This is a genomic window from Niastella soli (assembly GCF_017742245.1).
In the GTDB taxonomy this organism is placed as follows: Bacteria; Bacteroidota; Bacteroidia; order Chitinophagales; family Chitinophagaceae; genus Niastella; species Niastella soli.
The window spans coordinates 1149766-1175470 of record NZ_JAGHKO010000004.1; the positions used below are offsets into that span (position 1 = coordinate 1149766).

10 protein-coding genes are annotated in these 25705 nt (G+C 45.8%); 3 read left to right on the plus strand and 7 right to left on the minus strand.

The features are described from left to right. Positions 1-21: 21 nt before the first annotated feature. Positions 22-1026: an L-histidine N(alpha)-methyltransferase gene (locus tag J7I42_RS19495; protein ID WP_209140525.1), complete on the minus strand. Its 1005-nt coding sequence runs from the start codon at positions 1024-1026 to the stop codon at positions 22-24. Positions 1027-1096: 70 nt separating this feature from the next. Beyond that, positions 1097-2272 (minus strand): ergothioneine biosynthesis protein EgtB, encoded by a 1176-nt coding sequence (egtB, locus tag J7I42_RS19500; RefSeq protein ID WP_236065518.1) that lies wholly within the window; start codon positions 2270-2272, stop codon positions 1097-1099. 181 nt (positions 2273-2453) lie between these two features. On the opposite strand from egtB, the gene J7I42_RS19505 reads away from it, so the two are divergent. Next, a complete protein-coding gene (locus J7I42_RS19505; protein WP_209140526.1) occupies positions 2454-3995 on the plus strand; it encodes an MFS transporter in 1542 nt (513 codons plus the stop codon). A 308-nt stretch (positions 3996-4303) separates the two neighbouring features. Beyond that, positions 4304-5239: a hypothetical protein gene (locus J7I42_RS19510; RefSeq protein WP_209140527.1), complete on the plus strand. Its 936-nt coding sequence runs from the start codon at positions 4304-4306 to the stop codon at positions 5237-5239. 93 nt (positions 5240-5332) lie between these two features. Here J7I42_RS19510 and J7I42_RS19515 read toward each other — a convergent pair whose 3' ends face one another. Then, entirely contained in the window at positions 5333-7066 is a 1734-nt protein-coding gene (locus J7I42_RS19515) for an SBBP repeat-containing protein (RefSeq protein WP_209140528.1), read from the minus strand. A 459-nt stretch (positions 7067-7525) separates the two neighbouring features. Here J7I42_RS19515 and J7I42_RS19520 point away from each other — a divergent pair, with 459 nt between their 5' ends. Then, the gene (locus J7I42_RS19520; protein ID WP_209140529.1) at positions 7526-8305 is read left to right on the plus strand and encodes a PI-PLC domain-containing protein; all 780 of its coding nucleotides are present in this window, start codon (positions 7526-7528) and stop codon (positions 8303-8305) included. 99 nt (positions 8306-8404) lie between these two features. Here J7I42_RS19520 and J7I42_RS19525 read toward each other — a convergent pair whose 3' ends face one another. The 4 genes from J7I42_RS19525 to J7I42_RS19540 form a co-directional block, all read right to left on the minus strand. Continuing rightward, positions 8405-15460, minus strand: coding sequence for an autotransporter-associated beta strand repeat-containing protein (locus J7I42_RS19525; protein WP_209140530.1), 7056 nt, complete (start codon positions 15458-15460; stop codon positions 8405-8407). A gap of 244 nt (positions 15461-15704) precedes the next feature. Continuing rightward, on the minus strand, positions 15705-17525 hold the full coding sequence (locus J7I42_RS19530) for a RagB/SusD family nutrient uptake outer membrane protein (RefSeq protein WP_209140531.1): 1821 nt from the start codon (positions 17523-17525) through the stop codon (positions 15705-15707). Between the two features lie 55 nt (positions 17526-17580). Next, positions 17581-20802, minus strand: a complete 3222-nt coding sequence (locus J7I42_RS19535) for a SusC/RagA family TonB-linked outer membrane protein (RefSeq protein WP_209140532.1) — start codon at positions 20800-20802, stop codon at positions 17581-17583. A gap of 463 nt (positions 20803-21265) precedes the next feature. Then, positions 21266-25627, minus strand: coding sequence for a hybrid sensor histidine kinase/response regulator transcription factor (locus J7I42_RS19540; RefSeq protein ID WP_209140533.1), 4362 nt, complete (start codon positions 25625-25627; stop codon positions 21266-21268). Positions 25628-25705 lie beyond the last annotated feature (78 nt).

Here is a 25705-nt window from a genome sequence, read left to right on the forward strand (position 1 = left end):
GCTTACAAAACAGGCTGTTTCTCACATCGCTCTCCAGAAAGCATCTACGAACCAACCTTTACTATCATAAAAAAAACCGGCAATACTAAATCCGGCTTGTTGCGCCATGCGATTAATTTCATCGATAGTATATTTATGCGACAGTTCCATATAGACCGGTTCCCCTTTTTTGAAAGAGATCATTTCCAGATTATCCCCGGCTATCAAAGAAACCACCTGGTCTTCCAGGCTTACCAGGTAACTTTTACAGGCGCCTGTTGCCGGGTCATACGTTGGATAGTGTTCAAATTTTGACAGGTCAAAATTTGCTTTCAGCTCCCTGTTGATCCGTTTTAGCAAGTTTAAATTAAACTGGCGGGTTATCCCTTCCTTATCATTGTATGCTGCCAGCACTATCCTTGGGTCCTTTTTAAGATCCAGGCCAATAAGGATAAGATCGCCTGTATGTAAATGACTGCGTATTTTCCGACTAAAAGTGAGCGATTGTTTTGGCGTCATATTACCGAGATTTGATCCCAGGAACAGGATCACTTTCCTGTGCGCCGACAGGGCCGCAGCCTTCGTCAGCATGTCGTCATATTCTCCTTCCAGGCTGGTTATTTTTATTCCGGGAATGCGCTGAGGCAGCTCCGTTTCAATATACCTGATAATGCTGGCGGAGATATCGATGGGAAAATAAGTAAAATCGGCGTTCGCTTTAACAAGGTATTCCAACAGGTAACCGGATTTGGTGCAATCACCAGGACCTAATTCTATCAGATCAAAAGGCCCGTCCTGTTGTAGTATTAACGAAGCAAGATCGGCGGTACGCTTGCTGAATATTTCCAGTTCGCAGTTAAAAAGATAATATGCTGAGCTTTTCATAATACGCTGAAACAACCTGTCGCCCATAGCATCATAAAAATATTTCGACTGCAGGTGCTTCATGTCGGCCTTCAGTCCGTCCACCACATCCCGGTAAAAGATCATGTTTTCGCTTGTAGTACCATTTGTTACGGCACTGTTTATTCGGTTGGGTCTTACCATTTTCTTGGATTTAACTGTTGTTTGAATCGATCAGCCGGTAACAGATGGTAAGGGTAATGATTGTGCAGGATCACCTGGCCAGTCGGATCCCGGTAAACTGCCAGCGTAGGTTTGTTTGAAAAAAGTTTCGATACGTATTACGGCTATGCCCAACTGGGGTTACTTCCGATGCACCACGCAAAACATGCTGGTTCACCATAAATTTGCCATTATATTCGCCCAATGCACCAGAAGCTTTTGAATAGTGCGGATAAGGCAGGTAGGCGCTCTCCGTCCACTCCCAACGCAGCCCCCAGTCAAATTGTGGGGAAGCCACTTCCCATTCAAATTCAGTCGGCAACCGCATTCCCTTCCAGGCAGCAAAAGCATAGGCCTCAAAATAACTTATATGACAAACCGCTTCCTCTTTACGCACCGGCTCCAATCCCCTGAATGTATAATTCATCCATTGGGCATCAACCCAGTGCCAATACAGCGGCGCATTGATCTGCTGTTTTTTTACCCAATCCCAGCCTTCTGCATGCCAGTGACTGAAAGTATGGTAACCACCATCTTCCATAAATTCCAGGTACTCGCCATTTGTCACGAGCGTATCGCTGATCTCAAACGCAGCCAGGTAAACTTTGTGTCTTGCCAGTTCATTGTCCCAGCAGAAACCATTACCCTGGTAACCGATCTCATAAATGCCTTCCTTTACCAGGATCATCTCTTCTCTGGGATCTTGTGTTGGTATGTTTAAGGGATAATCAACCCTGTATGCAGGGAAAAGGGGGTTATGCCCCAAAATGTATTTGATGTCGGTATACAGTAATTCCTGGTGTTGTTGTTCATGATTAATACCCAGGATGATCAGATCAAAGATCCAGGTAAATGGATCGTTGTTTCGCATAAATCTCATCATGGCTTCATCAACATACAGGCGATAACGATAAATATCTTCTACAGTTGGACGGCTAAGGTTGCCACGGTCCGTTCGGATCACCCTTGCACCAATGGATTCATAATAACTATTGAACACGTAATTATAGGTGGGATCAAATTCTTTGTAATCTGTAGAGTATGGTTTTAACAGAAATGTTTCGAAGAACCAGGTGGTATGCCCCAGGTGCCACTTAGGCGGACTTACGTCTTCCACCGGTTGAATAACGTAATCTTCCCTTTTCAGAAAGTGGCAGATCTGCTCACTGGTTTTCCGAACCTGTTGATAGTGAAGAATCGTGTCGTGGTTGGTGATCTCCCGCATCATCACTGTCTTATTTGTTTGGAGAATCCTTATTAAAGGTAGGTTGTTTACTGAAGAACTACCGCAATTAATTTATGGCTTCCATTTTTTGATAAATATCAATTACGTCTTCGCTGTTCCCATTTACATGGTCAGTTGTAAATTTGTAACCGGGAAAATACAACTGACTTTTAAAACTTTTTTTATGAAGACAGTTGCTTTGAAAAGCACAGCAGGACGTTGGCTTATGACCTCCACCATACTTGCATCGGCTATGGCATTTATTGATTCTACCGGACTTAATGTTGTTCTGCCCTCCCTTCAAAAAAGCCTTAACGCAACTGGTCCCGATCTGTTCTGGGTATTAAACGGCTATCTTTTAATGGTGGCTTCCTTTATTTTAATTGGCGGTGCATTAGGCGATAAGCTTGGGCGGAAAAAGATCTTCATGGCAGGCATCTTCATTTTTATCATTGGTTCTGCCTGTTGTGGATTTGCCGCTACCGTTAACCTGCTTATTTATTTCCGGGTATTGCAGGGAATTGGCGGCGCTTTGATGATCCCGGGTAGTCTTTCTCTTATCTCCTCTTCCATTGAACCAAAACAACGGGGGAAAGCAATTGGTATCTGGTCGGCATTAACTACTGTATGTACAATGGGTGGCCCAATACTCGGAGGTGCATTGGCCGATGCCAGTCTTTGGCGTCATTTTTTCTTTATCAATATTCCGATTGGTGTGCTATCACTTATTATGCTCCATTTCAAAGTAAGTGAAAACCGGGACGAGGGCGATAAAACGATCGATTACCGGGGAGCTCTTATGCTTGTATCAGGATTGGGACTACTTACATTCGGTCTTCTTCGCATCCCTACAACTGGCTTACACAATGCCAGCGTTTATACAGCCTTAACAGGCGGTGTACTCTTTCTTATACTTTATATTGTTGTAGAACATAAAAGCCACCATCCTATGATGCCGCTCTGGCTTTTTTCCAATCCCGTGTTCAGTGGCGCTAACCTGTTGACCTTTTTTCTGTATGCAGGTCTGGGCGCCGGTCTTCTTTTTCTTTCCCTGAATTTTATACAGGTCCAGGGATACTCACAGTTTGAATCGGGTTTAACTTTTTTACCCTTTACCATACTTATGGTTGCCATATCAGGTTTTGCCGGAAGCCTGTCAGACAAATATGGCTCCCGCTTTTTTCTGATAGCAGGCCCCATCACCACCGGCATTGGACAGTTATTACTTTCCATGGTTACACAAACAAAGGGAGCCAGTGAATATTTTTCTACTTTTCTCCCCGGCATCTCGGTATTGGGTTTTGGCATGTCTATAACAGTAGCCCCACTGACGGCAACTGTAATGACGGCTGTCAGTGATCAATTTGCAGGTATTGCATCGGGCATAAACAATGCAATGACCAGGATCTCAGGCCTGATCGCCTATGCCCTTTTTGGTGCATTGGCCCTGTTGTTATTCTCAAACGCATTACAGCATCAATTGGGGCGGAGCACATTGGATGATAAACAGAAGACAATGGTAATGGAACAGGCCGCCAATCTGGGAAATGCCACTACCCCACCCGCGCTTAAAAAGGAAGAACCGGAAATTGAACAGCTGTATCATGAAAGCTTTATTGCTGCCTATTCGAAGATCATGCGGACCTGCGCTGGATTAAGCTTTTTCTCGGCCATTATGACGATTGTGTTTATAAAGAACAAGAAAGTTAACCAGTTAACCAGTTGACCAGGAAGGCAAGTTATTGGGTTATTGGGTTATTGGGTTATTGGGTTTAGACTTGCGACAACTTATAAACTTAATAACTTAAAAACCTAATAACTTAACAAGCGACAGCTTATAACCGTACGGCTTCTTTCATAACCAATTGCCTATTACCTATTGCCATATCTCCCCAAACAAGGCTCCGAAAACAAATGATATCGATCAAAACAATTGGTGCTTTAACGGTTAATCGTCTTTACAACCTATGATCCTGAATAGTGTAGGCATATAGTAGCGACCGATTCTTCTACCTTGTTTTATAAACGTTAATTATGAAACAAAATCTTTCCTCTGTCGCTATCATGCTGATTCTTTCTTTTTTTGTTTCCTGTAAAAAAGACAGTGACTGTAAATTATGTTCACCACCAACGGACAAGAGACCAATGGCTGATTTTACGTTCAGTCTGGATAACAACGGGCAGGTGCCATGCACTGTAACATTCACCAATACGTCTAAAAACAGCAGCGGGTACACCTGGTATTTTTCCAATACCGACAGTTCAAATCTTAGAGATGAACAACGTATTTTCAAAATACCGAGAACCTACTCCGTAAAATTAATAGCATTGAATGCTGAAGGCAGCGATACAATTACAAAACAAATAACCATTGCGCCTATTATGTATTCAGTAGTTGTTTATCTTATTACCCCCAGAGACAAGTCCTTTAATCCCAGCTACTATAAGGCCTTAAAAAATGCCACTACGAACATACAATCCTGGTATAGATCACAAATGGGGAACAATAAAACTTTCGTGCTAAACCCGCTCGTTCTTGATACATTAACAGGGTTACATGACAGCACCTGGTATAATAGCTATGGAAGTACCAGTGGTACAGACCCACGTTATTATGCTTTTTATAATACGCAATATGAATTGCAACAATTATTAGGCAGTTCTTATAATACTACCAACTATGCCTATTTTGTTTATGTGGCTGCACCGGGTGGCGGGGCTGGCATTCCAGGTTTTTGCGCAATGGGTGATCAGGACTTAAAGGGACTTTTAGGAATAAATCCAGAAAACCCAGATCCCAACAGGTGGATTGGTGGTGGTGGTCATGAATTAGGTCATGCATTTGGACTGCCTCATCCGGATAATCAAAATGGATTGGCTATTATGTGGACGGGCTATCTGATCTACCCCAATTGTATACTTCAACAAAGCGACCGGGATATTTTAAACGCCAGTTCATTTTTCAGATAAACTTAAATAAGAACATTCAGAACAAAAAAAGCGTATCATTAACGAAAAAGCTGCCTCAGAAATAAATCTAAGGCAGCTTTATTTTTTACTAACCTATTTTATCACACTGAACTTCCCCGATTCACTCCAGGATGCATTTCCTGATTCTACCAGGAACCGGTAAGTATATATCCCGCTTTGATAAGTCGCTACATTTAAGTCTACGGAATAGGAGCCCGCTGTTTCCACGGCCTCAACCAGCGTTGTTACCTTTCTGCCCATGATGTCGAAGATCGTTATTGACACCCGCCCTTCTACAGGTAGCTGATAGGCTATTTTTGTGGAAACAGACGCCGGATTAGGCGCCACAAAAACCTTGAAGTTAGTTGGGATGACAGGTGGGGGTTCTGTTACGCCTGTAATCAAAGAAGGCGCCGGCGCACCAGGCTGCGTGTATTTAATAGTTGTAATATCGAAACCAGTGCCTATTCCGGTGCTTAATCCGGTTACATATACATTGCCAGCCGCGTCTACTCCTATGGGGTGGGAAGTATAAAAACCAATAAAGACCGCAGTGCCGTCATTGGCATTAGCCGGGCCATTGTATCTTGCCACAGATTGCTGCACCCCGCCCCCATTGTATTTTACCGTGGCAAAGTCGTACCCGGAGCCATTTCCCGTGCTTCGCCCGGTCACATATACATTTCCAAATTTGTCCAGGGCTACAGCAGAAGCCTCGTCATGACCATTGGCCGGGCCATTGTACCTGCTCACCCAGACCTGGCCCCCATTTACACTGTATTTAATAGTAGCATAGTCATAATTTGTTTCGTTGGGCCCGGCAGCACTTAACCCTGTTACATATACATTCTGTAGTGCATCAACCACCACGGAAGTCGCATTATCTATAGAGTTGCCCGGACCGTTGTATCTTGCCGCCCATAGCTGTGTTCCAAACGTATTGTATTTAACAGTAGCATAATCATTGGAACTTTCCTGGCTGCTGGCATTACTCCGACCGGTTACATATACGTTTTTGTATTGATCAACGGTTATATCAAGCGCTTCATCAAAATCATTTGTAGGGGAAGGGCCATCATATCTTTTTACCCAAAGCTCCTGTCCATTATTATTGTATTTAATGGTGGTATAATCCATATCCTCCTCATCAATGTTTACCCCGGCAGGGCTACGTCCGGTTACGTACACATTGCCGTCCTCATCCAGGGCTAACGCATTGGACTCATCGTTAATGCCAGGACCATCGTACCTGGCCACCCATTGGAGGTCTCCATTGGTGTTATACTTAACGGTGGCATAGTCGAATCCGGTACCATTGCCAACACTGCCACCTGTTACATACACATTACCTGCTCCATCTACTTTTATTGACTTGGCCCAATCACTCCCATTTCCCGGCCCATTATACCGTACCGACCATTGTCGAACCCCAGCTGAATTGTATTTTACTGTAGCAAAGTCATTTCCCGATGATCTCCCTGCACTTCTTCCGGTTACATAGGCATTCCCATTGGCATCCACGGCTATTGAAAATGGTTCATCATCACCATTGGCGCCGCCGTTCCAGATGGCTTTCCATATTATCACTCCGGTAGCACTGTACTTGATCGTTCTGTAATCCTTCCCACTTAACGTGCTGGTAACAGTCCCTGTTACATAAACATTTCCATTGTTGTCAAGCGCCAATGATCTGGCGCCATCACTACCATTCGCTGTACCGTTGTACCGCGCCACCCATGCCTGGGTCAATTGTGAGATCCCCGCATTGGTCAAAATAATACATACTGAAAGCAGCAGGAGCTTCCTTGAGTGTAGCATTGTCCTCATACTGTAACTTTTTAGATTGTTTAATGGGATCTTCATAGGACCGTTGACCATTTTTCATGTTCGTATTTTTGGAATATGCCACCAGGGCCTGTATTGGATAATTGGATAGTAGAAATTAAAAGTTGTGACGATTTAAATCAGGCGCTTGCCATTTTGAGAATGGCCATTAAATTTAGAGGTGACCTTCCGCAAGGTGGGAGTACAATACAAATGTAAGGATCAATTGCAAAAAACCTTCATTTAGAAAACTGATTGGCGTCAGTTTTTCAAGTATCACGTAAAAGAAATATATGTGGAAGTTATTACAGAGAATTTGTTGAAAATGTTGCAATTTTCATTATTCTTTTCTTTATTTGTCTGCGCTCAATCTATCACCACTTCCCCATACATTAATCTCCTGAGAAGAACACCCTAACCGGGTTGGCTAATATAAAACCTGTAACATAGTAAACGATACATATGAAAACCCTATTGTTTTTAGCGCTTTTCCCATGCGTGCAAACGTTTGCACAACCGGCAGTTTACACTACGGCCAATGCGCATTCACACAATGATTACCAGCAAACGGCCCCTTTTTACAACGCTTATAACCTGCAATACGGTTCTATGGAAGCCGATGTTTATTTGAACGAAAATGAACTGTATGTAGCTCATACCCTAAAGGATGTTGAGCAAAAACTCACCTTTGAAAAAGTGTATTTGGCCCCATTGGCAGAAATGATCCAGAAAAACGGCGGGAATGTGTATGAGGATACGGCCGCCAAACTGATCCTGATGCTCGATGTAAAAGTAGAAGGAACAGCCACCATTAATAAGCTTATTGAACTGTTGGTGAAATATCCGGCCATTACCAGTTGCCGTTCCCTGACCATCCTGATAACCGGCGACAAACCTCATCCTTCTTTATATGCCACTTACCCTTCCTTTCTGTGGTTCGATGGCTTACTAAGCTCTAATTACAGCCAGCAGGCGCTTTCCCACATTGCAATGCTGAATGATAATTTCATAAATTATTCCACCTGGAAAGGCCACGAAGAAATAAAGGCTGCTGACTGGGAAAAATTAAAAAAAGCGGTAGACAAAGGCCATGCTTTAGGCAAAAAAATAAGAATGTGGAACACACCTGATTTTATTGAAGGGTGGGCCAAATTGATAGAATTGGGGGTTGATTATATTAACACTGATAGTATAAAAGCCCTGGCCGAATATCTAAAAAAGAATGGGGCAAGGAAAAGTTAACCAGTTGATCAGTTGACGAGGTTGATAATTCAAGGCATTCAATAAAGCAAAAAGCTGCCCCACGTTTGGGGCAGCTTTTTGCTTTTGTAATTAAAACGGCTATTGTGTTAGTTTGATCAATTTTACCGTTTCCTTTTTCTGGCCCTGGCTCACTTCAATCGTATACACACCGGGTCTGTACGCACTTCCCAACTGAATGACAGTTCTACCGGCAGCGATCTCTTTTGCTTCGATCACTTTTCCAAACAGATCACTTATTACTATGCGCACATTGCCTTTATCGGCATTGGCATTGATGGTAAGGTTGGTATAGTTTACAGCAGGGTTTGGTGCTACTGTTACCTCCAGTTGCTTACCGGGGGCCTGTCCGGTTGCAGGATCAATGTACTCACTAATAATATCCGTAATACCTGTAATAAAGGCCTCGAGGCCAGTACTGATCCTGATATTCCCACCGGCCAGCACCTGCTGCTCGTTCAGGATACCATTCCAGTTGCTGGCAAACCACAAACCGCCTGATTTATTCCAGATGGTTATAGCAATGGCATCGCCGGTACCTGCATCGTTACGGTCAGTCATTTCAACTTTTACCGTAGCATTGCCATCAACAGATACAGGAGCCAGCGGATTGGTAATGTCCTGTATGCTGGCTTTGCCGCTAAAGCTGGCCCAAGCTGGAATCAAACCTATGCCGGGGATTGTCCACAAGGTGTTCAATACATTTCCTTTTACCTGGTAAACATGTACACCGTCTGCTTGTGTGCGGCGAATAATGGTATTGAAATTACCCTGCAGATTTTTATTGCTCTTATTATATTTCACATTGAACCCGAAATTGGCTTTGCTACCCACATCGCCTGCCATTTGTCCGGCAGAACGCGCAAGCTGGATGGTACCGCCACCACTTACAAATTCTTTCAGTGATTTGGATACGGTAACGATCGTATTATCTTCCGATACTTCGCGTTGGTAATAGCCGGTTACCTGAATGCCAATAGTGAAATCCTTTGCATCGCTGGTACCAATATCAACAGGCCAGTTATAGGTGGCAGTCCCTACTTTGAGATCCCCATTGCTAACCAGACCCACCGGAACGGTTGCGATCACAGTATTGGTAGTGCGGTCGATGAACGTCACTTTTGCCTTGCTGATATCACCTGCAAATGCATCCGTTGAAGCAGTTGTTGTTTCTGCAGTTATATCGCGCAGGGTTGCACTCAACGTAATGGTGGTAGTAGTGCCTGAGCCGGTTGCCCCAAAAAGGGTGCCCGTGTAGTAAGCCCGCGCATCTTCCTGCTTGATCACAAAAGGAACGCTGTCAACAGCCGGTATAAACAAACTGTCACCTGCAAATGTGGTAGTCAGTGTATAGGCCAATGCAGGGTCCTGCGCAATCAGCAGACTTGTACTGGCTTTTCCGGTTGTATCCGTTAATGCGTTGGCCGTTTGGCTGGCAAGACTGAATACAACGGCTTTGCCTTTCAACAGAGTGCCAGTTGCTGAATCTGCCAGTACAGCGGTCAGTATTTGTTTGTCGGAATACTGTTCAGTGCTGTCACCGGTATAGGTAACTATAGCAACCCGTTTTTTTACAGTGACCGTGGTTTTGGCCTGCGCACTATTTCCACTGGCGTCTGTAGCGGTGAGGGTCACTGTATCTATACCCACATCGGCTGTAGTAAATCTGTTGGGCAATACACTCAAAGTTATTGTACTGCTATGGTCATATGAACTGTCGTTCACCTGCGCGGCCGTAATAGCTGCCGTACCATCTAATCCGAGTATAACTTCTATTGGATTAACCCGAACGATCGGTGCTTCTACATCTTTAACAGCGCCTGTTTGTCCAACAGCAAAGTTGCCAAAGCTGGTGTAGCCAGCCGCCGTTGCATAATATGGACTGGCAGCGGTACCTGCGCCTGATACAGTGGCCGGGAATTCTGTCCAGGTATTGTTGGTATACCTTCCCTGCACCATGGAACCAGCCGGGTTCAGGTTAGCGGCCTGGCTTGCAATAAGCCAGCCCAAACCAATGGCGAGGTTGGTTGTTGCCGGTGTGGCCGGTACAACCGTATATAGCCTGTTCACCAGTTTTGTACTGTCTGCAACCGGGAAGTTCACGCCGGTTTTAACCCCCACGCCAATAATGTCGGCCGTACCGGTATTGGTGAGCTTAACGGGAGTATATACATTATCTGCACCGATCTGATAGGTGATGGCACTGGTTGCTACTTTTGTTTTCAGCAAGCCCCCCCCGGTGATATTAAAGAAAACGCCAGGTGAAAAATTACTGTTGGTGGCCACAATATTGGTGGCCGTGTTGCTGCTACCGATCGTTCTTGCCCCTGCATCTGCAACACCTTTGTCCCCAATATTCAGCGCTACCGTTCCCACAGCAGGTGTGGTGGCTGTAGTGATAAAGCGAATGGCATTCCCCATGAGCCAGGTACCATTTACATTTATCGTTACAGCACGTGGTAAGGTTGCATGACCAACCACACAGGAGGTTCCGGTTGAACGCATATCGAGTGTACCATTGATGTTAAAGGTGTAGTTACCAAATTCTGCTATGGTATTAGTGGTTGGACTGCTGCCTGCCTGCAGGTAACCTGAGCTACCCATGGTAACTGTTTTACCTTCCTTAATGGTGATGGTTATGTTATCATCATTTTGCGGAGCTGTTGTCCAGGGCAGCGTAGTGGCGGTAGAATAATTGGCCCGCATATAACTAGCCAGGTTACAATTGTTATCTATTACCACTTCAACTGTTTGAGCAATGCCGTTAACGGTAAATGTATTCAGATAGCAGGTGCCTGTACCGGTAATAAAGATCTTACCGTTGTCGCGATACCCTTCAAAGTTTACTCTGTTGGTAGAAACAGTGCTTGACCCTACGGTGCCAAAATTATTGATACTGCCGGCAACCCGCAGGTTCCTTTGTGTAGCTGTTCCGCTGGCGCCGTCGCTTGTGCCGGAAACAAGGTTGGCCCCTGTTTCTACAACCACGTTGTTAACACCCGTAGTGGCGTTCAAGGCCACTGTATGACCTGTTCTTATGGTTACGGTTGGAGTTGAACCGGAAGGCGGTGTTGCTGTACTTTGCCAGCTGCTGCCATCATACGTTTCCCAAATGTCAGTAGCCACGGAAGAAGTTCCCCAGTTACCAGTGGCTGTTGACCGGTAATCGCCTGCTACCGTTACGGGAATATTGGCCGTTTGGAAATTCCAAACCGTACCGGTGGTAGTGCCATTGCTGTTCCTGGCATCGATGCGCCAGTAGTATTTGGTATTGGGGTCCAGGTTGGCAGCATTAAATGTGGCAGTTTCAGCAGCCACCTCGCCTACTTTCACCAGACTGTCAACGCGGGTACCTATATACACGTCAAAACTATCGGCATAATTGCCTTCCCAATTGAACGATACAGCCTGGTTGTTCAGGAACACATTGGAGGCGTTTTGTAAGGGCGATGGGTTCACCGTTATTAAAGGCAGCGTGCCTTCAACCGGTGTTGTTACGCCTACTATTGCACTATAGGCAGATTCGTTCAGCGGACTGTGCGCTTTAACCCGGTAGTAATATTTCATACCGGATTGCAAACCGCCATCGCTATAGTCAGTAGTATTTGCCGAAACATGGGCTACATCAGTGAAATTCACACTGTCGGTGCTTCGCTCTACTATGAAATAATCTTCGTTATCAGAGTTGTCTGTCCAGCCAGCGTTTACCGAACTGGGCATGCCGGCTTTGGCCACCGGTGCATTCAGGGTAAGGTTGGTGGGCCCCTCTACAAAGTTGGGTGATTGTATGGCCAGTTCACCGGTTGCGGGTTTGAACACCCATAACAATCCGGGGCCGGGCGTTGCAGGGTCAAACTGGGTGATGGTACCTGTAATAGCGCCTGCCACGTTAAAGAGCTTATACTTGTCACCTGAAACCGGTGTTCCGGTGAAATTGATCCTCAGCGTACCGTCATACTTAATATCTTTTGTTACAGCCACTTTATCCCAGGTACTGTTGCTCTTATTGATCTCTATAGCAACCACTGCGGTGGATTGCAGCGAAAGATTGTCTTTACCCGTAAATGTAGCTATGGAGCTATCGCCTGGTTCCAATGTACCGGCTACTTCCACTACACCGGTCACCGATCCCTTACCGGCCAGTGTAGCGCCATCGTTAACGGTCACTTTTCCATTACCACTATTAGCACCGTTCACGATCAGCTTTCCGCCTTCGATGGTAGTGGTACCTATATAGGTATTGTTGCCGTTCAACCGCCACAAACCGGTACCGGTCTTAACAATGGTAGTAGTACCACTGCCATCAGCGGCATTCCCGTACAGGTGGTTATTGATAATCCCATTAAAGGTTTCATTGGTGCCCATACCACCTACCACATACGTGGTGAATCCATTCCCAAAAGTGGGCGATTTTGTTCCCCCACAGGAAAGCCAGGTACCGGCATTGCCACTGAGGCCACCGATAGAAAGCACCTCATTATTGCTGTAAGCGGCAATCTTGGTATTGCCAGTTACTACAAGGCGGTTATTGGGGAAACCTGTACCATTATCAATTGGTAACAGACTATACACATCATCTGTGTTAATACCATTGGCCACCAGCGTACCGGTAAAGTCGCTCCAGTCGCCCTGGATGATCTCCCGCAGATAGGGGATCGTATAGTTCAGGGTGCCACCGCCATGTACCGTCATGTTCAGGTTGGCATTGCGATCGCAGGTAAAACCATTCACGGTGCTATCATCTATATATAGTTGCAGCGGATAGTTCTCATAAATAGTTCCGCTGCCATTGGAAGTAACATAGGAACCATTATGTAGTCGAAGCACGTTGGAAGTACCAATACCCTGGTTGTTATCGATAATATCGCCGGCCAGGGTAGCGGCGCTCACGGGGCTTACTTCCAGGATACCGCCGTTGATAATTGTTTCACCGGCATATGGGTTGGCATTTTTTACCACCATTCTACCGGGGCCGGATTTGATGAGGCCTCCATCGCCCGACAACACCCCATTAAACGTAACGGTGCTGGCTGGGTTGCTTACGTTGAATTCGGTAGTAGCATCCAGCGTGGCATTTCTATCAGTACCTACATTTCCTCCTGTATACAACCAGCTGCCGCCCTTCCAAACCCAGTTGAAGGCATAGTTGGCGGAGGCGCCCATAGCGCTGGCCACTCCCCCATTCGCCAACGTACTGAGCTGTATAGCACCTCCGTGTAATACGGTAGCTCCTGTATAGGTATTATTGGTGAGCAATGACAGTGTGCCGCTGCCTGCTTTGTTCATCGATCTGGTACCGCTAATAATACCCGGACCGGAGAAGGTATAATTACCGTTGCTGTTTACCAGGATGTCACCGGCTGCCATAGGTGCGATAACGTTTATGGTTTTTCCCGCTTGTCCGGCTTCGGGGAAAGTAAGCGAACTACTGTCAGTAAACACCGCTGATGTATTGGTGCTGTCGATCCAGTTTTTTGTTGTTTTATCCCAGTCGTTACTAAGGGCGCCCGTCCAGGTCAGGGAAGGTGTAAAGGTGCCGGGATTCAATACCGGTACTTCCACCGGTTTGCTTTTTGCGATCAGTTCATTGGCGTAACCCGACTCACCCAACGCATTAAACGCTTTTACCCGGAAAGTATCCACTTCTTCGGGTTGCAGGCCGGTTACCGCATAATAGTTTATATCAATGCCCGTGGTGCCAATTTGTGTCCACACCCCGTTGACCATTCTTTCCACTATATACCCCTGTTCTTTCTCCGTATAATCGAGCCAGCTGAGGTATACGGTATTCTGTGTGGCCGAATCCTGTTTCAGTTTCATCGGCGCCCGTAAATAGTCCTGCGAATTGCTGGCGGTAATACTGTTGATGTAGTTTTCAATATTGGTATAACCAGCCGCGGTGATCACCATGGCGTCGTTCGCCGCAGGATTAGTGCCGTTGGCCGTTTCCCAGGCATCGGGCATTCCATCATTATCGCTATCGATGCGTGGCGTACCCGGCCATAAGTTCCAGGAAGTAGGTGCGCCAAAAGGCAATGAGTTCTCATTGGCGATCAGTTCTCCTTTCTTACCAAACGACCTCACTTCATTCACTACATAGTAGTCGGCATAATCCCGGTAAGGCAAACTGGCGCCCACAGCGGGTAATATAGCATTGACCAACGAGTTGGCCGGCAAGGTAGGTACCGCTGGATAAGGATAGGGAGCCAACTGAAAATCTGGCGGCCCTACAAATTGCACCGGCGGTATGGTATAAGGATCGAACAGACCATTGCGGCTGCTGTCGAAAAGATTGTCGGTTTGATAGAGGTGATAATTGAGGTTACCGAGATTAAAAGGCGGTACCCCACGTGACGGCCCCCCAATAAAACAGTTGTTGGTGGCATTGGCATAGCTGTTGCCTTCCGACTCGCCGCCCATAATATAGGCGCCGTCTTTCCAGTTGTAAACGATATTGTTTACATACTGGTTGATGCCTTTTATCTTGTTGTTGCGGGTGGTATTGTCAGCATACAGATTACGGTAGAGGGTAATACTGTCAGCCTGAATGAGACCACCGGCCGAGTGGGTCATTAAGCCCTGGGAGATAATGCAATTCTGAATGGTGATGTTTTTGGCCGTTGTAGAGTTGATGGAAAAGTTCTCATCACGGCCCCAGGATACGGAGCAATGATCGAAGATGATGTCATGGCCATCGGCCAGCCCATTGGCATCTTTGCCATCATCCCCCACAATGCCCATCCTTATTTTAAGGTAGCGGCAAATGGTATTGTCAGCGCCGGAAAAGCTCCAGCCATTGCCATACACGGTAATGCCTTCTCCGGGCGCCGTTTGACCGGCAAGATAAATATTGGCCGATACTACCATTCGGGAAGTGATGCGGATAACACCGGCCACATCAAACACCACGATCCTGTTGGGTGCGCTCACCGCATCGCGTAATGAGCCTGTGCCGGAATTGTTCAAGTTGGTAACGTGGTATACAGACCCGTATCTTCCACCTTTTGCATATTTACCAAAACCTTCGGCTCCGGGGAAAGCCAGTGTTTGGGCATGCAGGCGTTGAATGGAAAAAACAGATAAGACCACGGCAAGATAGGACAGGTACGGTAGCCTGTTAGCGTAGTTTTTTCTCATAGCAAATCACAATTAAACTTTGTTTAATAGTTAACAATCGTTTGGTTGGTCTTTCTGGATTGTGGATTGCAGAAGGTAAGATTGGAAAGACCTGTAAGGTGGACAGCAAAAGGACTTAACTCTTAGAGGGCTAAAGTCCACCTGACAGGTCAAATGGTAATCAATGAGTCCGACCTGTCAGGAGCGCATATACCCTCGAATAAAGCAGGCTCAAATGGCGCACCTTACAGGTCGGTCTTACATACTAGTACATCGGATGTTGCTGCCCGGTTAACCCGGGATTATTATTAATGGTGGTCGTATTCAGGGGGAACAGTTCGGTCTTATTTTTCTCTATCCCTCTGAAGATCGCCTTTATCCAGGGCTGACTGGCGTTTAAAAGCTGACCGCCACTTATGGCTGTTGCACTATACATATCAAGGATGGTCAGTCCATTTGCCTTAGCTGCAGCGCTGTCGGTACCATTCAACTTTGTTTTAAAACCAGTCCCTGAAACGGCTACTACCGGATCATTGAAACCGGTTGCCGTTTCAAGTTTATAGGTCTTGTACAGATCGATACTGGCATATTTACCTGTGTGGTTTGCCATGTCGATCAGGTTTTGTTTACACTTCGTCAATGTTTCATATTCAATACCCCAACGTACCAGATCGGTCCTGCGCCAGCCTTCGAACGACAGTTCAAGCTTTCTTTCATTGATGATGGCATTTTTGAAATCCTGATAAGTGGTGGGCGTAACGCCTATTTTACTGGCATTGCCACCAAACCCGCGTTTTCTTACCTGCTCATACGCAGTTTTTGCTGCAGGGGTGGGTCCATTGTTCAATTCGTTCTGGGCTTCGGCATACATCAACAACACATCGGAGTAACGCAGCCAGGGCCAGTTGATATCGCGCAGGTTGATCCCCGTGCCCGCTGAACCTTTCCAGGTAACCCGGAATTTACCAATGGTATTGGCGCCGTAACTATTCAGCTGGCGGCCATTCGTAGCGGTAATACCATAGTTGGCAATGCTTACATCGCGGCGGGTATCGCCATCTTCAAAATCAAAATAAAAGGTTGGCATAACCCCCATGGCCGGTTGCGCTTTTCCAAACAAAGAACTGGTATGGCTGAACATGCCGTTTGTATAACCAATGGCCGAACCATTTACATCGGGGCCATACTGGCCGAATTCCAGCATAGATTCATTGTTATATCTGCCGTTCACCAGGTCACGAAAAACGGTTTCATAACTGGTGAGCAAACTGTTCTCGCCTTTTTGCATCACTGCATTGCAGGCATCGGAAGCGATCTGGTACAATTCTCTTATACGGGCGGCATCACTCCGCTGCGCCAGTTTTATAGAGGAGGCAGCAAACGTGTTCAGGTCCCAGCGCAATGAATAACCGGCTGCATACAGGGCAGTACGGGCCAGAATGCCATAAGCTGCATTTTTTGTAAACCGTTCAATAGTGGGTACCATGCCTTCGCTTTTCCAGGGCAATAGCTCCACTGCTTTTTGCAGATCGGCCACACAACCATCATAGATCGTATCCCTGCTAACCCGAGAAGAAGTATAGGTACCGGCATCCTGAACAGGAATGGTGGGATATGGAACATCACCAAAATACCGCACCACGTTCATATAACACATGGCCCGCAAAGCATACGCTTCGCCCAGCAGCATATTCAATTTCTTTTGATCTTTATCATCGGTAGCTGTAATGCCGGGCAATTTCTTTATACAGATGTTGGCGTACTCGATGGCCTTGTACATGGCAGCATACGATTCTGTAGGTACAATGTCGGGCGAGAACACATAGTTGGCAAACATGTTTTTGGAGTTATTTTCCGCTTCCGTAGAAATACACTCATCGGTACCCATTCCAAATTGATAATACAACTCCCTGTTAAAACTAAGCGTGTAAATACCATATACAAACATTTCGGCCCGCGAAGCATCCTTAAAAGTTGTTTCACTGTCGAATGAAGCTTCGTTTTTTCTGTCGAGGAATTTCTGGCAGGAAGTAAGCATAACTCCTGACAAAACAACTATAGAGATATTATAAAGGATCTTTTTCATTGTTTTCTTTTTTGGGAAACCGTGTCACGGTTCCAAACCGTGGCACGCTTAACAGTTAGAAAGTTAAGTTCAAACCAACAACAATACTTTTTGCCCGGGGATAAGCAGAGTCATCATAACCGCCTTTTTTCGTAGGCTTGTCTGAATTATTCACCTCAGGATCGTAACCGCTGTAATTCGTAAAAGTGTGTAGATTATTCATGGTTGCATAAAAGCGGGCATTGTATATTCCAGCCTTTTTCAACAGACCATGCGGTAATGAATAACCCAGGGTTATAGTATTTAGCCGGAGGAAAGAACCATCTTCCAGGAAATAATCAATTGCGGGGTCGCTGATAGATTTACTGTTGTCTGAATGCAGGCTCCAGATCTGGTCCTTCGAATATTGATTGGGGTTCAACTCAGCCAGGCGGGCCAGGTTGGTTGTTTCCATACCGGTAACAGGATCAATGAGCCTGAACCTGTTTGTCATAGCCGAAAACGTGTTCTCGTTTGGCAAATAAGGGCCATAGAAACGACGGGCATTGGCATTGAATATTTTATTGCCGCCGGTAAAGTTCATAAAGATGCTCAGATCGAAACCCTTGTAGGTAAAGTTATTGGTGATACCACCGGTATAGTTTGGTTCGCCATTACCCATAATGGTGCGGTCGCTTGTACTGAATACCGGGTTGTTCTTGGCGTCCATTTCGCCGGTAGTGGACGCGAATTTTATATCCCCCGGTTTTACATTGGCCGCATTGCCACCTTTCAATCTGATAACGCCGTCTTTTAATGCATACGTGCCGTTTGCATTCTGAATAAAATCGTCGGTGGTGTATACGCCATCATATTTGTACCCGTAAAACTGACCCAACCGCTGGCCCACCTGCACAATGAAATTACCATCGTACAGAATATTGCTGCCATTGCCATACAGGTCAAGCACTTTCGAGCGGTTGAAAGAGATATTGAAACCGGTTGTCCATTTAAAGTTCTTATTTACAATGTTCTGGGTATTCAACACAATCTCCACCCCTCTGTTGCGTACAGAACCCACATTCTGGATCTGCGAGCCGTAACCGGCTGAAGTAGGGATGGCCGCGTTCAACAACAAATTGTTCGACTGCTGGTTGTAGAAATCAACGGTCAAGTTTACGCGGTTGTTGAGCACCGCCATATCGAGACCAACGTTGAAGGAGTTGGTCTTTTCCCATTGCAGGTTCTCATTGGCCAGGGTATCTTTTGGTTTCAGGGAAACCACTTCCTGGTTGTTGATGGCATAAAAACCTGCCTGGTAACCGGTCACATACATATAGTCACTGATGTTACAGTTACCTGTTGTACCATAGCCCACCCGTAATTTTAACTGATCGAATATGTTATTGCCCTTCATGAAATTCTCTTCTGAAATGCGCCAGGCGGCTGATACCGATGGCAGCATGCCCCATCTGTTACCGGGAGCAAACCGGGAGACGCCGTCGCCACGCAACGTGGCAGAAATGAGGTAACGATCAGCATAACTGTACATCACCCGGCTAAAGACCGATGCAATGGCAAACTGGGTTTTGCCCGAACCTTTGGAAAACAATCTTCCGGCCACGGCCACATTGTTCAAACCAAAATTGCCATCGGGAAAATCTGAATAGGTATTGTCCAGGTTCATGTTCTCACTTAAAAAAGCTTCCTGCCCTACCATCACATTCAGGTTGTGCTCGCCGAAATACTTTTTCCAGTTGAGGGTATTGGTAACCTGCCAGCTGTTCTTTTCACTGTTGTTCCGCTTGCCCCAAGGGCCATTGTATTTTTGCGATTCTTTTGTACGGCCATCGTCCCAGTAATCTTCCCGTGTCTGTTGCCACATATAGGTGCCCTGTGTACGCCAGGTAAGATTTTTCAGCAGATCTATATCTATGCCTGCATTGGTTGTATACTGGCGAACGTAGTTGGTTTGGCTAACCGCATCGTTGGTGATGATGGGGTTGTAAATATCATATTGTGAATCGTCGGCCTGCATCAGTTCGCTCACATCTGTATTCAACAGCTGGTCGTCGCTGAAACGTACCCCGCCGGTGGGCGGTTGCAGCAAACTCAGTTTCAGTTGTCCGGCCAGTGAACCACCTCCCTTCAGCTGCATATTATTATAATTGGTATTGAAATCTACCCGAATGCGGTCATTGATCTTGTGGTTTATCTTAAAACGCAGGTTCATTTTTTGATAACCATGTTTGGCAACAATACCATCCTGACCGGTAAAACTTCCGTTAAGCAGGAATTTTGTTTTGTCGGTGCCACCGCTTACAGACAGTGAATGGTTCTGTAACCTGGCAGTACCGCCAAACATTACATCCTGCCAGTCTATGCCCGATTGACCACCATAGGTATTATGGATATAATCAGCTGCGCCCGTGTAAAAATTGGGATCGGTTATATTGCCCCCAAAGTTCTTGGCCCATTTGTCGGGTTTACCAGCCAGAATTTGAAATTCATACTGGTAATCGGCATACTGCTCAGGGTTCATCATATCGAGCTGTTTCGACAGCTTTTCAAAACTCTGGTATCCATTGTAGGTAACCTGGGTTTTTCCGTTTTTGCCCGATTTGGTGGTGATGAGTATTACCCCGTTTGAACCGCGGGCGCCATAAATCGCAGTTGCAGAGGCATCTTTCATTACATCGATGGTTTCGATGTCATTCATATCGATGTTTTTCAATCCATCGTCCATTTGAAAACCGTCTACAATATACAGCGGTTTATTACCCTGGGTAATGGAGGTACCACCGCGTACCACAATGTTGATATCTGCACCGGGTGCCCCGCTTTGTGTAACTACATTCACCCCGGCAATTTTACCGGTGATGGCTTGCGCGGCTGAGGTCACCGGTATTTTCGAGATCTCGGCCCCGGTTACGGAAGCAGTTGCTCCGGTAAGGTCTTTCTTTCTTGCCGTACCATAGCCAATCACCACCACTTCATCCATCGACTTATCCTGCGCATCCAGGGTAATATTGAAGGAAGTGCTACTGCCTACCGATACGGTGCGGGTAACAAAACCAATGTGAGAAATGGTAAGGGTTGCTTTTTTGTCGGGAACAGTGATGGAAAATTTCCCGCTCTTGTCGGTAAGGGTGCCGGTATTCGATCCGGTTACTGATACATTCACTCCTTCCAGGGGACCTGTTTTGTCTTCAACAGTTCCGGAAACCGGAATCCCATTTTGAGCGAAAGTTGCCTGACAAACCACTAGGGCGGCAAAGAATAGCACAAGTCTGAAGGCAATCGTTTTTTCCTTGTTCATGGCAGTTTAAATTTGGTTCTAACAACTGAGATGGTTACAAACCTAATTATTAGCCAGTACGAGGAGGTTCCGGTTTGTGCAGAAATGGTTTGATTGCGTACAGGACATGGAAATTTCTTATTGATATGCAAGTAGTTATATGAGATCGTGAAACCCCGACAAGTCGGAACAAGCTGTCAAACGTGAAACGTGAAAGGATTTCAAGATTTTGCGGACGTCAGCCATTTTCGCAAACACATTGACCACCACCACTCACAGCTCGGCAGACGGCAATCGGATTTCTCGCCTTCGGCTCGTTGGACCAGGCTGTTAAAAAAGCAACAGGCTGACTGATCTCCTTCTACCCTTTGTATTTTCTGTCTGCCGTCTGCCGTCTGCCGTTTGCCGTCTGCCTTTCTTTCTCTGCCCGTTGCCTATTGCCCATTGCCCTTCCCGCCACTCAATAAAGAAGGCAATTAACCAGCTATACGTTTTTCAACTTTATATAATCAGTAGGCGAAACATGGTACTTTTCTTTAAACAGGGTGCTGAAATATTTGGGATTGCTAAAGCCGGTTAGGTAAGCCACCTCGGAAATATTATGCCCACCGGCATCGAGGTATTGCTTTGCCCGCTGTAACCGCATGTCGCGTACAAACTCCATGGGCGTTAAAGTGGTGAGGCTTTTGAATTTCTTATAAAAATTAGTGCGACTGAAAGCCATGGTTTCCGCAACAGTATCGATATTAAAATCAGGGTCCTCCATTTTGGATTCCACCACTTTAATAACTTCTTTCAGAAAGGATTCGTCTTTTGAAGTGATCACCACCGGTTCGGGACTTAATTCTATCGCTTTCTTTTTTTCTACCAACGCCTCAAACAACTTCTTTCGCTGATGCAACAGGTTATCGATACTCGCGATCAAAAATTCGTTGTTGAAAGGTTTGGGAATGTAATAATCGGCGCCATAACGCAGTCCTTCGATCTGGCTTTCTATGGAATATTTAGCCGATAACAACACAACCGGAATATGGCTGGTGTTCTCGTCATTTTTTATCTTCTCCAGCATTTGCAAGCCATCCATTTTGGGCATCATGATATCGCTGACAACAAGATCAGGTATTAGCTGGATGACTTTTTGCAGCCCCTCCGCCCCATCTTTGGCAGTTTCTACGCGGTAATACTCGCTTAATTGTGCTTTTATAAAAGCGCGGAGTTCGTCATTGTCCTCCACCAGCAACACCAACGGCGCTTCGCTGTTCTGGTGTACTCCATTTCCTTCAATTTGAGAAAGGACCTGTTGTTCTATTGGCCGCTCCACAACAGGGGTGGTTGCGGGCTGCTCAACAAAGGACGCATCCTGCTGCTTATAATGTTCAGCACCGAGTTGTAGTTTTACAGTAACTGTCAATCCGCCACCGGGATTGTTTTCCGCCCAAATGTTCCCGCCATGGAGTTGTACAAACTCACGGGATAGCGCCAGGCCAATCCCCGTGCCTTTGAGCTCACGGCCGTTGGTATGCGCGCCTTCCTGAAACAATTCAAATATTTGTTCCAGTTTATCTTTTGGTACGCCCGGGCCCTGGTCCTGCACAGCAATGGTAAAACTTTGTACAGCCGGATCAGCACTGATCAAGATCCTGATCGATCTTCCTTCGGGTGTGAACTTGATGGCATTGGCCAACAGGTTATAGATCACTACATCCAGTTTTTCTGCATCTACCCAGGCAATACACTCTTTTTGATCAGCTATAATGTCAAGGTCTATCCGCTTGCTTCTGGCAGCTTCAGAAAAATGATCGGCAATTTTTTTTACGAAGGTCACCATCTCCAGCCTTGAAATGCGCAAGGTGGCTTTTTCGCTTTGTACTTTCCGTAGATCAAGTAATTGATTTATGAAACGTACCATACGGCTGGCGTTTCTGCGGGCCACCTCTACATAAGAAGACATTTCAGGCGAAAGGTTCCCCTTTTTTGCCACCTGCTCCAGTGGATTCACAATTAAAGTAAGCGGGGTGCGCAACTCATGCGAAACATTGGTAAAGAAATTCATCTTCAATGCCGCCAGCTTTTGCTCTACCGCAATCTTGTGGCGCAGCCTTATCATGGCAAGGGCATACCGGCGGATAAAAAACAACACCACTCCAATGAACAGCGCATACAACAAATACGCCCATCCCGTTTTCCACGGTGGTGGCAGAATGGTAATGGCCAATTGTTTAAAGGGCTGATTGGAATACAGGTCTCTACTGAGGCTCTTTACTTCAAATACATATTGCCCGGGTGGCAGATTGGTATAAGTAGCCTTTCTGAATTGCCAGTCGTTGTGCCAGGTAGTGTCAAAGCCTACCAGGCGATAAGCAAATCCTTGCCGGTCGCCACTTCCCCGCGGGTCCAGGATAGCGTAATTGATGCTTATGATATTCTGGTTATACCGTAATTGTAACCGGGAAATATAATTGATATCTGTTGGTATTGGCTGGGTATTCGATTTTGGTCCGGCATCTTCGTTATTGATCTGAAAGCCGGTAAAGGCAATAGTTGCATGGATCCGGTTGGCATTGATCTGGCCGGGGTCAAAAGACAAATATCCCGTTACCGTACCAAAAATAAGCTGCCGGCCCGTTTGCGTTTTTGTAACAGAGGCTTCCGAAAAAGTTAATTTAGGCGGCAAGGCGTCATAGGAATCAAAGTTCCTGAAGACATGCGTGTCGGGGTTAAATTTTGACAAGCCATTTTCGGTGGCCAACCATACATTACCGTCGCTGTCTTCTGCACAACTAAGAATATAATCATTGGGCAATCCATCTTTGGCGGTATAGTTTCGAAAGCGTAACCCCCTGAACGGGTCACCCATAGCCTCACAAAAACCACCACCCGAAGTGGCCAGCCACATCCTGTTCTTTCTATCGCGATAGATAAACAGAATATCATTATTGCCCAGGCTTTCCCGGTCGCCGGGAATGGTACTATACGATTTGTATTGATATTCGGTCGCCTGTTGTTCGCCGGCATTCAACACCAGTAAACCGGTTGTGGTGCCCAACCAGATATTTCCCACTTTATCGAGACACATGGTACGGATATTCTGGAAAGCGCCCTGCGGATAATTTGTAAAGACATTCCCCTTGTGTATAAACCTGGGGGTGCCTGAGCTCTGTTCTATTAATGCCAGTCCATTGTCGAGTGACCCGATCCAGATACGGCCCTGTTTATCTTCCAGCAATGAATAGATCTGATTAAATGGCAAGCTGTCTGTAACATCTTTATGCCGTTGAAAATGGCTAAGCCTGTATTTGGTTTGTTCATTATTTACAGGAGTAGCTTTGAAAAGACCGTCACCTTTGGTACCCAGCCAGATATTACCTTTGCTGTCCTGCAAAATGGCGTATACGCCCACTACCCCACCTGCAGGTCCATTTAGAAACAACCCTTTTACCGGCTTATTATTTTGAAAAACAGTAAGGCCACTCATTTTCGTACCCAACCATAACCGGCCCTGCTGGTCATTATACATCACCCGCACTTCATTGCCTGATCTGGCAGACTCCTGGTCAACTAAATGCTGTTGTTCGAAATCATTGTCCTGGATAATAATTTTAACCAGCCCCCCTTCTTTGGTGGTAAGCCATAGAATACCGGCGCTGTCGTAATAATGCCCCGTTATATTAGCGGGTAATTGGTAATGGGAGCCTTCTGGTGTTGTTAAAACATTTTCAATGGTTTTATTCATCGGATTAAAATAACCAAAGCCCCGCCCCTTCATACTTACCCATACAGTTCCTTTATAGTCTTCCAACACCCAGAAATACCGGTTGTTAACATCATTGAGCAGGGTGCCCGTGTTTACCGAGAACAACTGGAAGGAACGGCTTTGCGGATCAAAACGAATGGCGCCCAGTTTTTCAGGTTCTATCCATAAACCGCCGGACCTATCTTCATACAAAGCAGCAAGGTTTTCTTTACCTGGATAATTTACCATAGTAAGCTGCTGGTCGACGAGGTTTATTATTATTATTTCACCGAGCGAAGTACTGGCATACAACACCTCTCTTTTTTTTGATCGCAGTAAAGCATTTATGCGGCCGGTTGCCACTTTACGATCGGTAAATTTTTTCGTGCGCTTTTCAAAGGTGAGCAACCTTCCATCTGCTAACCCAAAGTATACCTGGTCTGTATCTTCTTGTATAGCCGTTATATCGATACCAGTGGCTAAAGCCGGTGAAACTATTTTACTATTCGTAAAAATGCCGCCGGTTGATGCTTCCAGGCAGGCAAGCCCATTGGGCGTTCCGATCCATACACGTTTTTGCTTGTCTATATGGAAGAAACTGATAGTATTGGAAGGTAGTTTAAACCCGGATGACTGAGATGATTGAGATAGCTGGGAAAAAGATAGCTGTGATGACTGGGATATACAAAAGATGCCATCGTTTTTGGTTTGTAGCCACACCCAACCATCAGCAGCCAGCAGGATGTTATTGAATTCAATTTTGTGATCGGGATTCAACAGCGTTGACAGCGGCAGAAATTGTTCCGTTTTTTTATCGAACCGGTAGATCTGATAGTCATACGCCTGCACCCACAAATGATCGTTCTGGTCTTCCACCACCCGTGCTATGCGGCTATTACCCAGTTGATATTTCTCTAAGGGGGAAGATTTGTAGGATACAAAAGCCCGGCCATCGAACCGGTTTATGCCGTCCCAGGTGCCAAACCACATAAACCCCTCCTGGTCTTTCATCATGCAATTTACCCGCCGGTGCGACAGGCCCTGTTCGGTTGCAAAATGCTCTATCTTGTATTTTGGTTGTGCGTGTAGTCCTGTAGTAAATAAGAAGAGCATTGAAAAAACGTACAAAAGACGTTTAATCGCAATCCTATAGTAACAGACGCCAAAAATCATTTCTTTTAGTTTGTACAT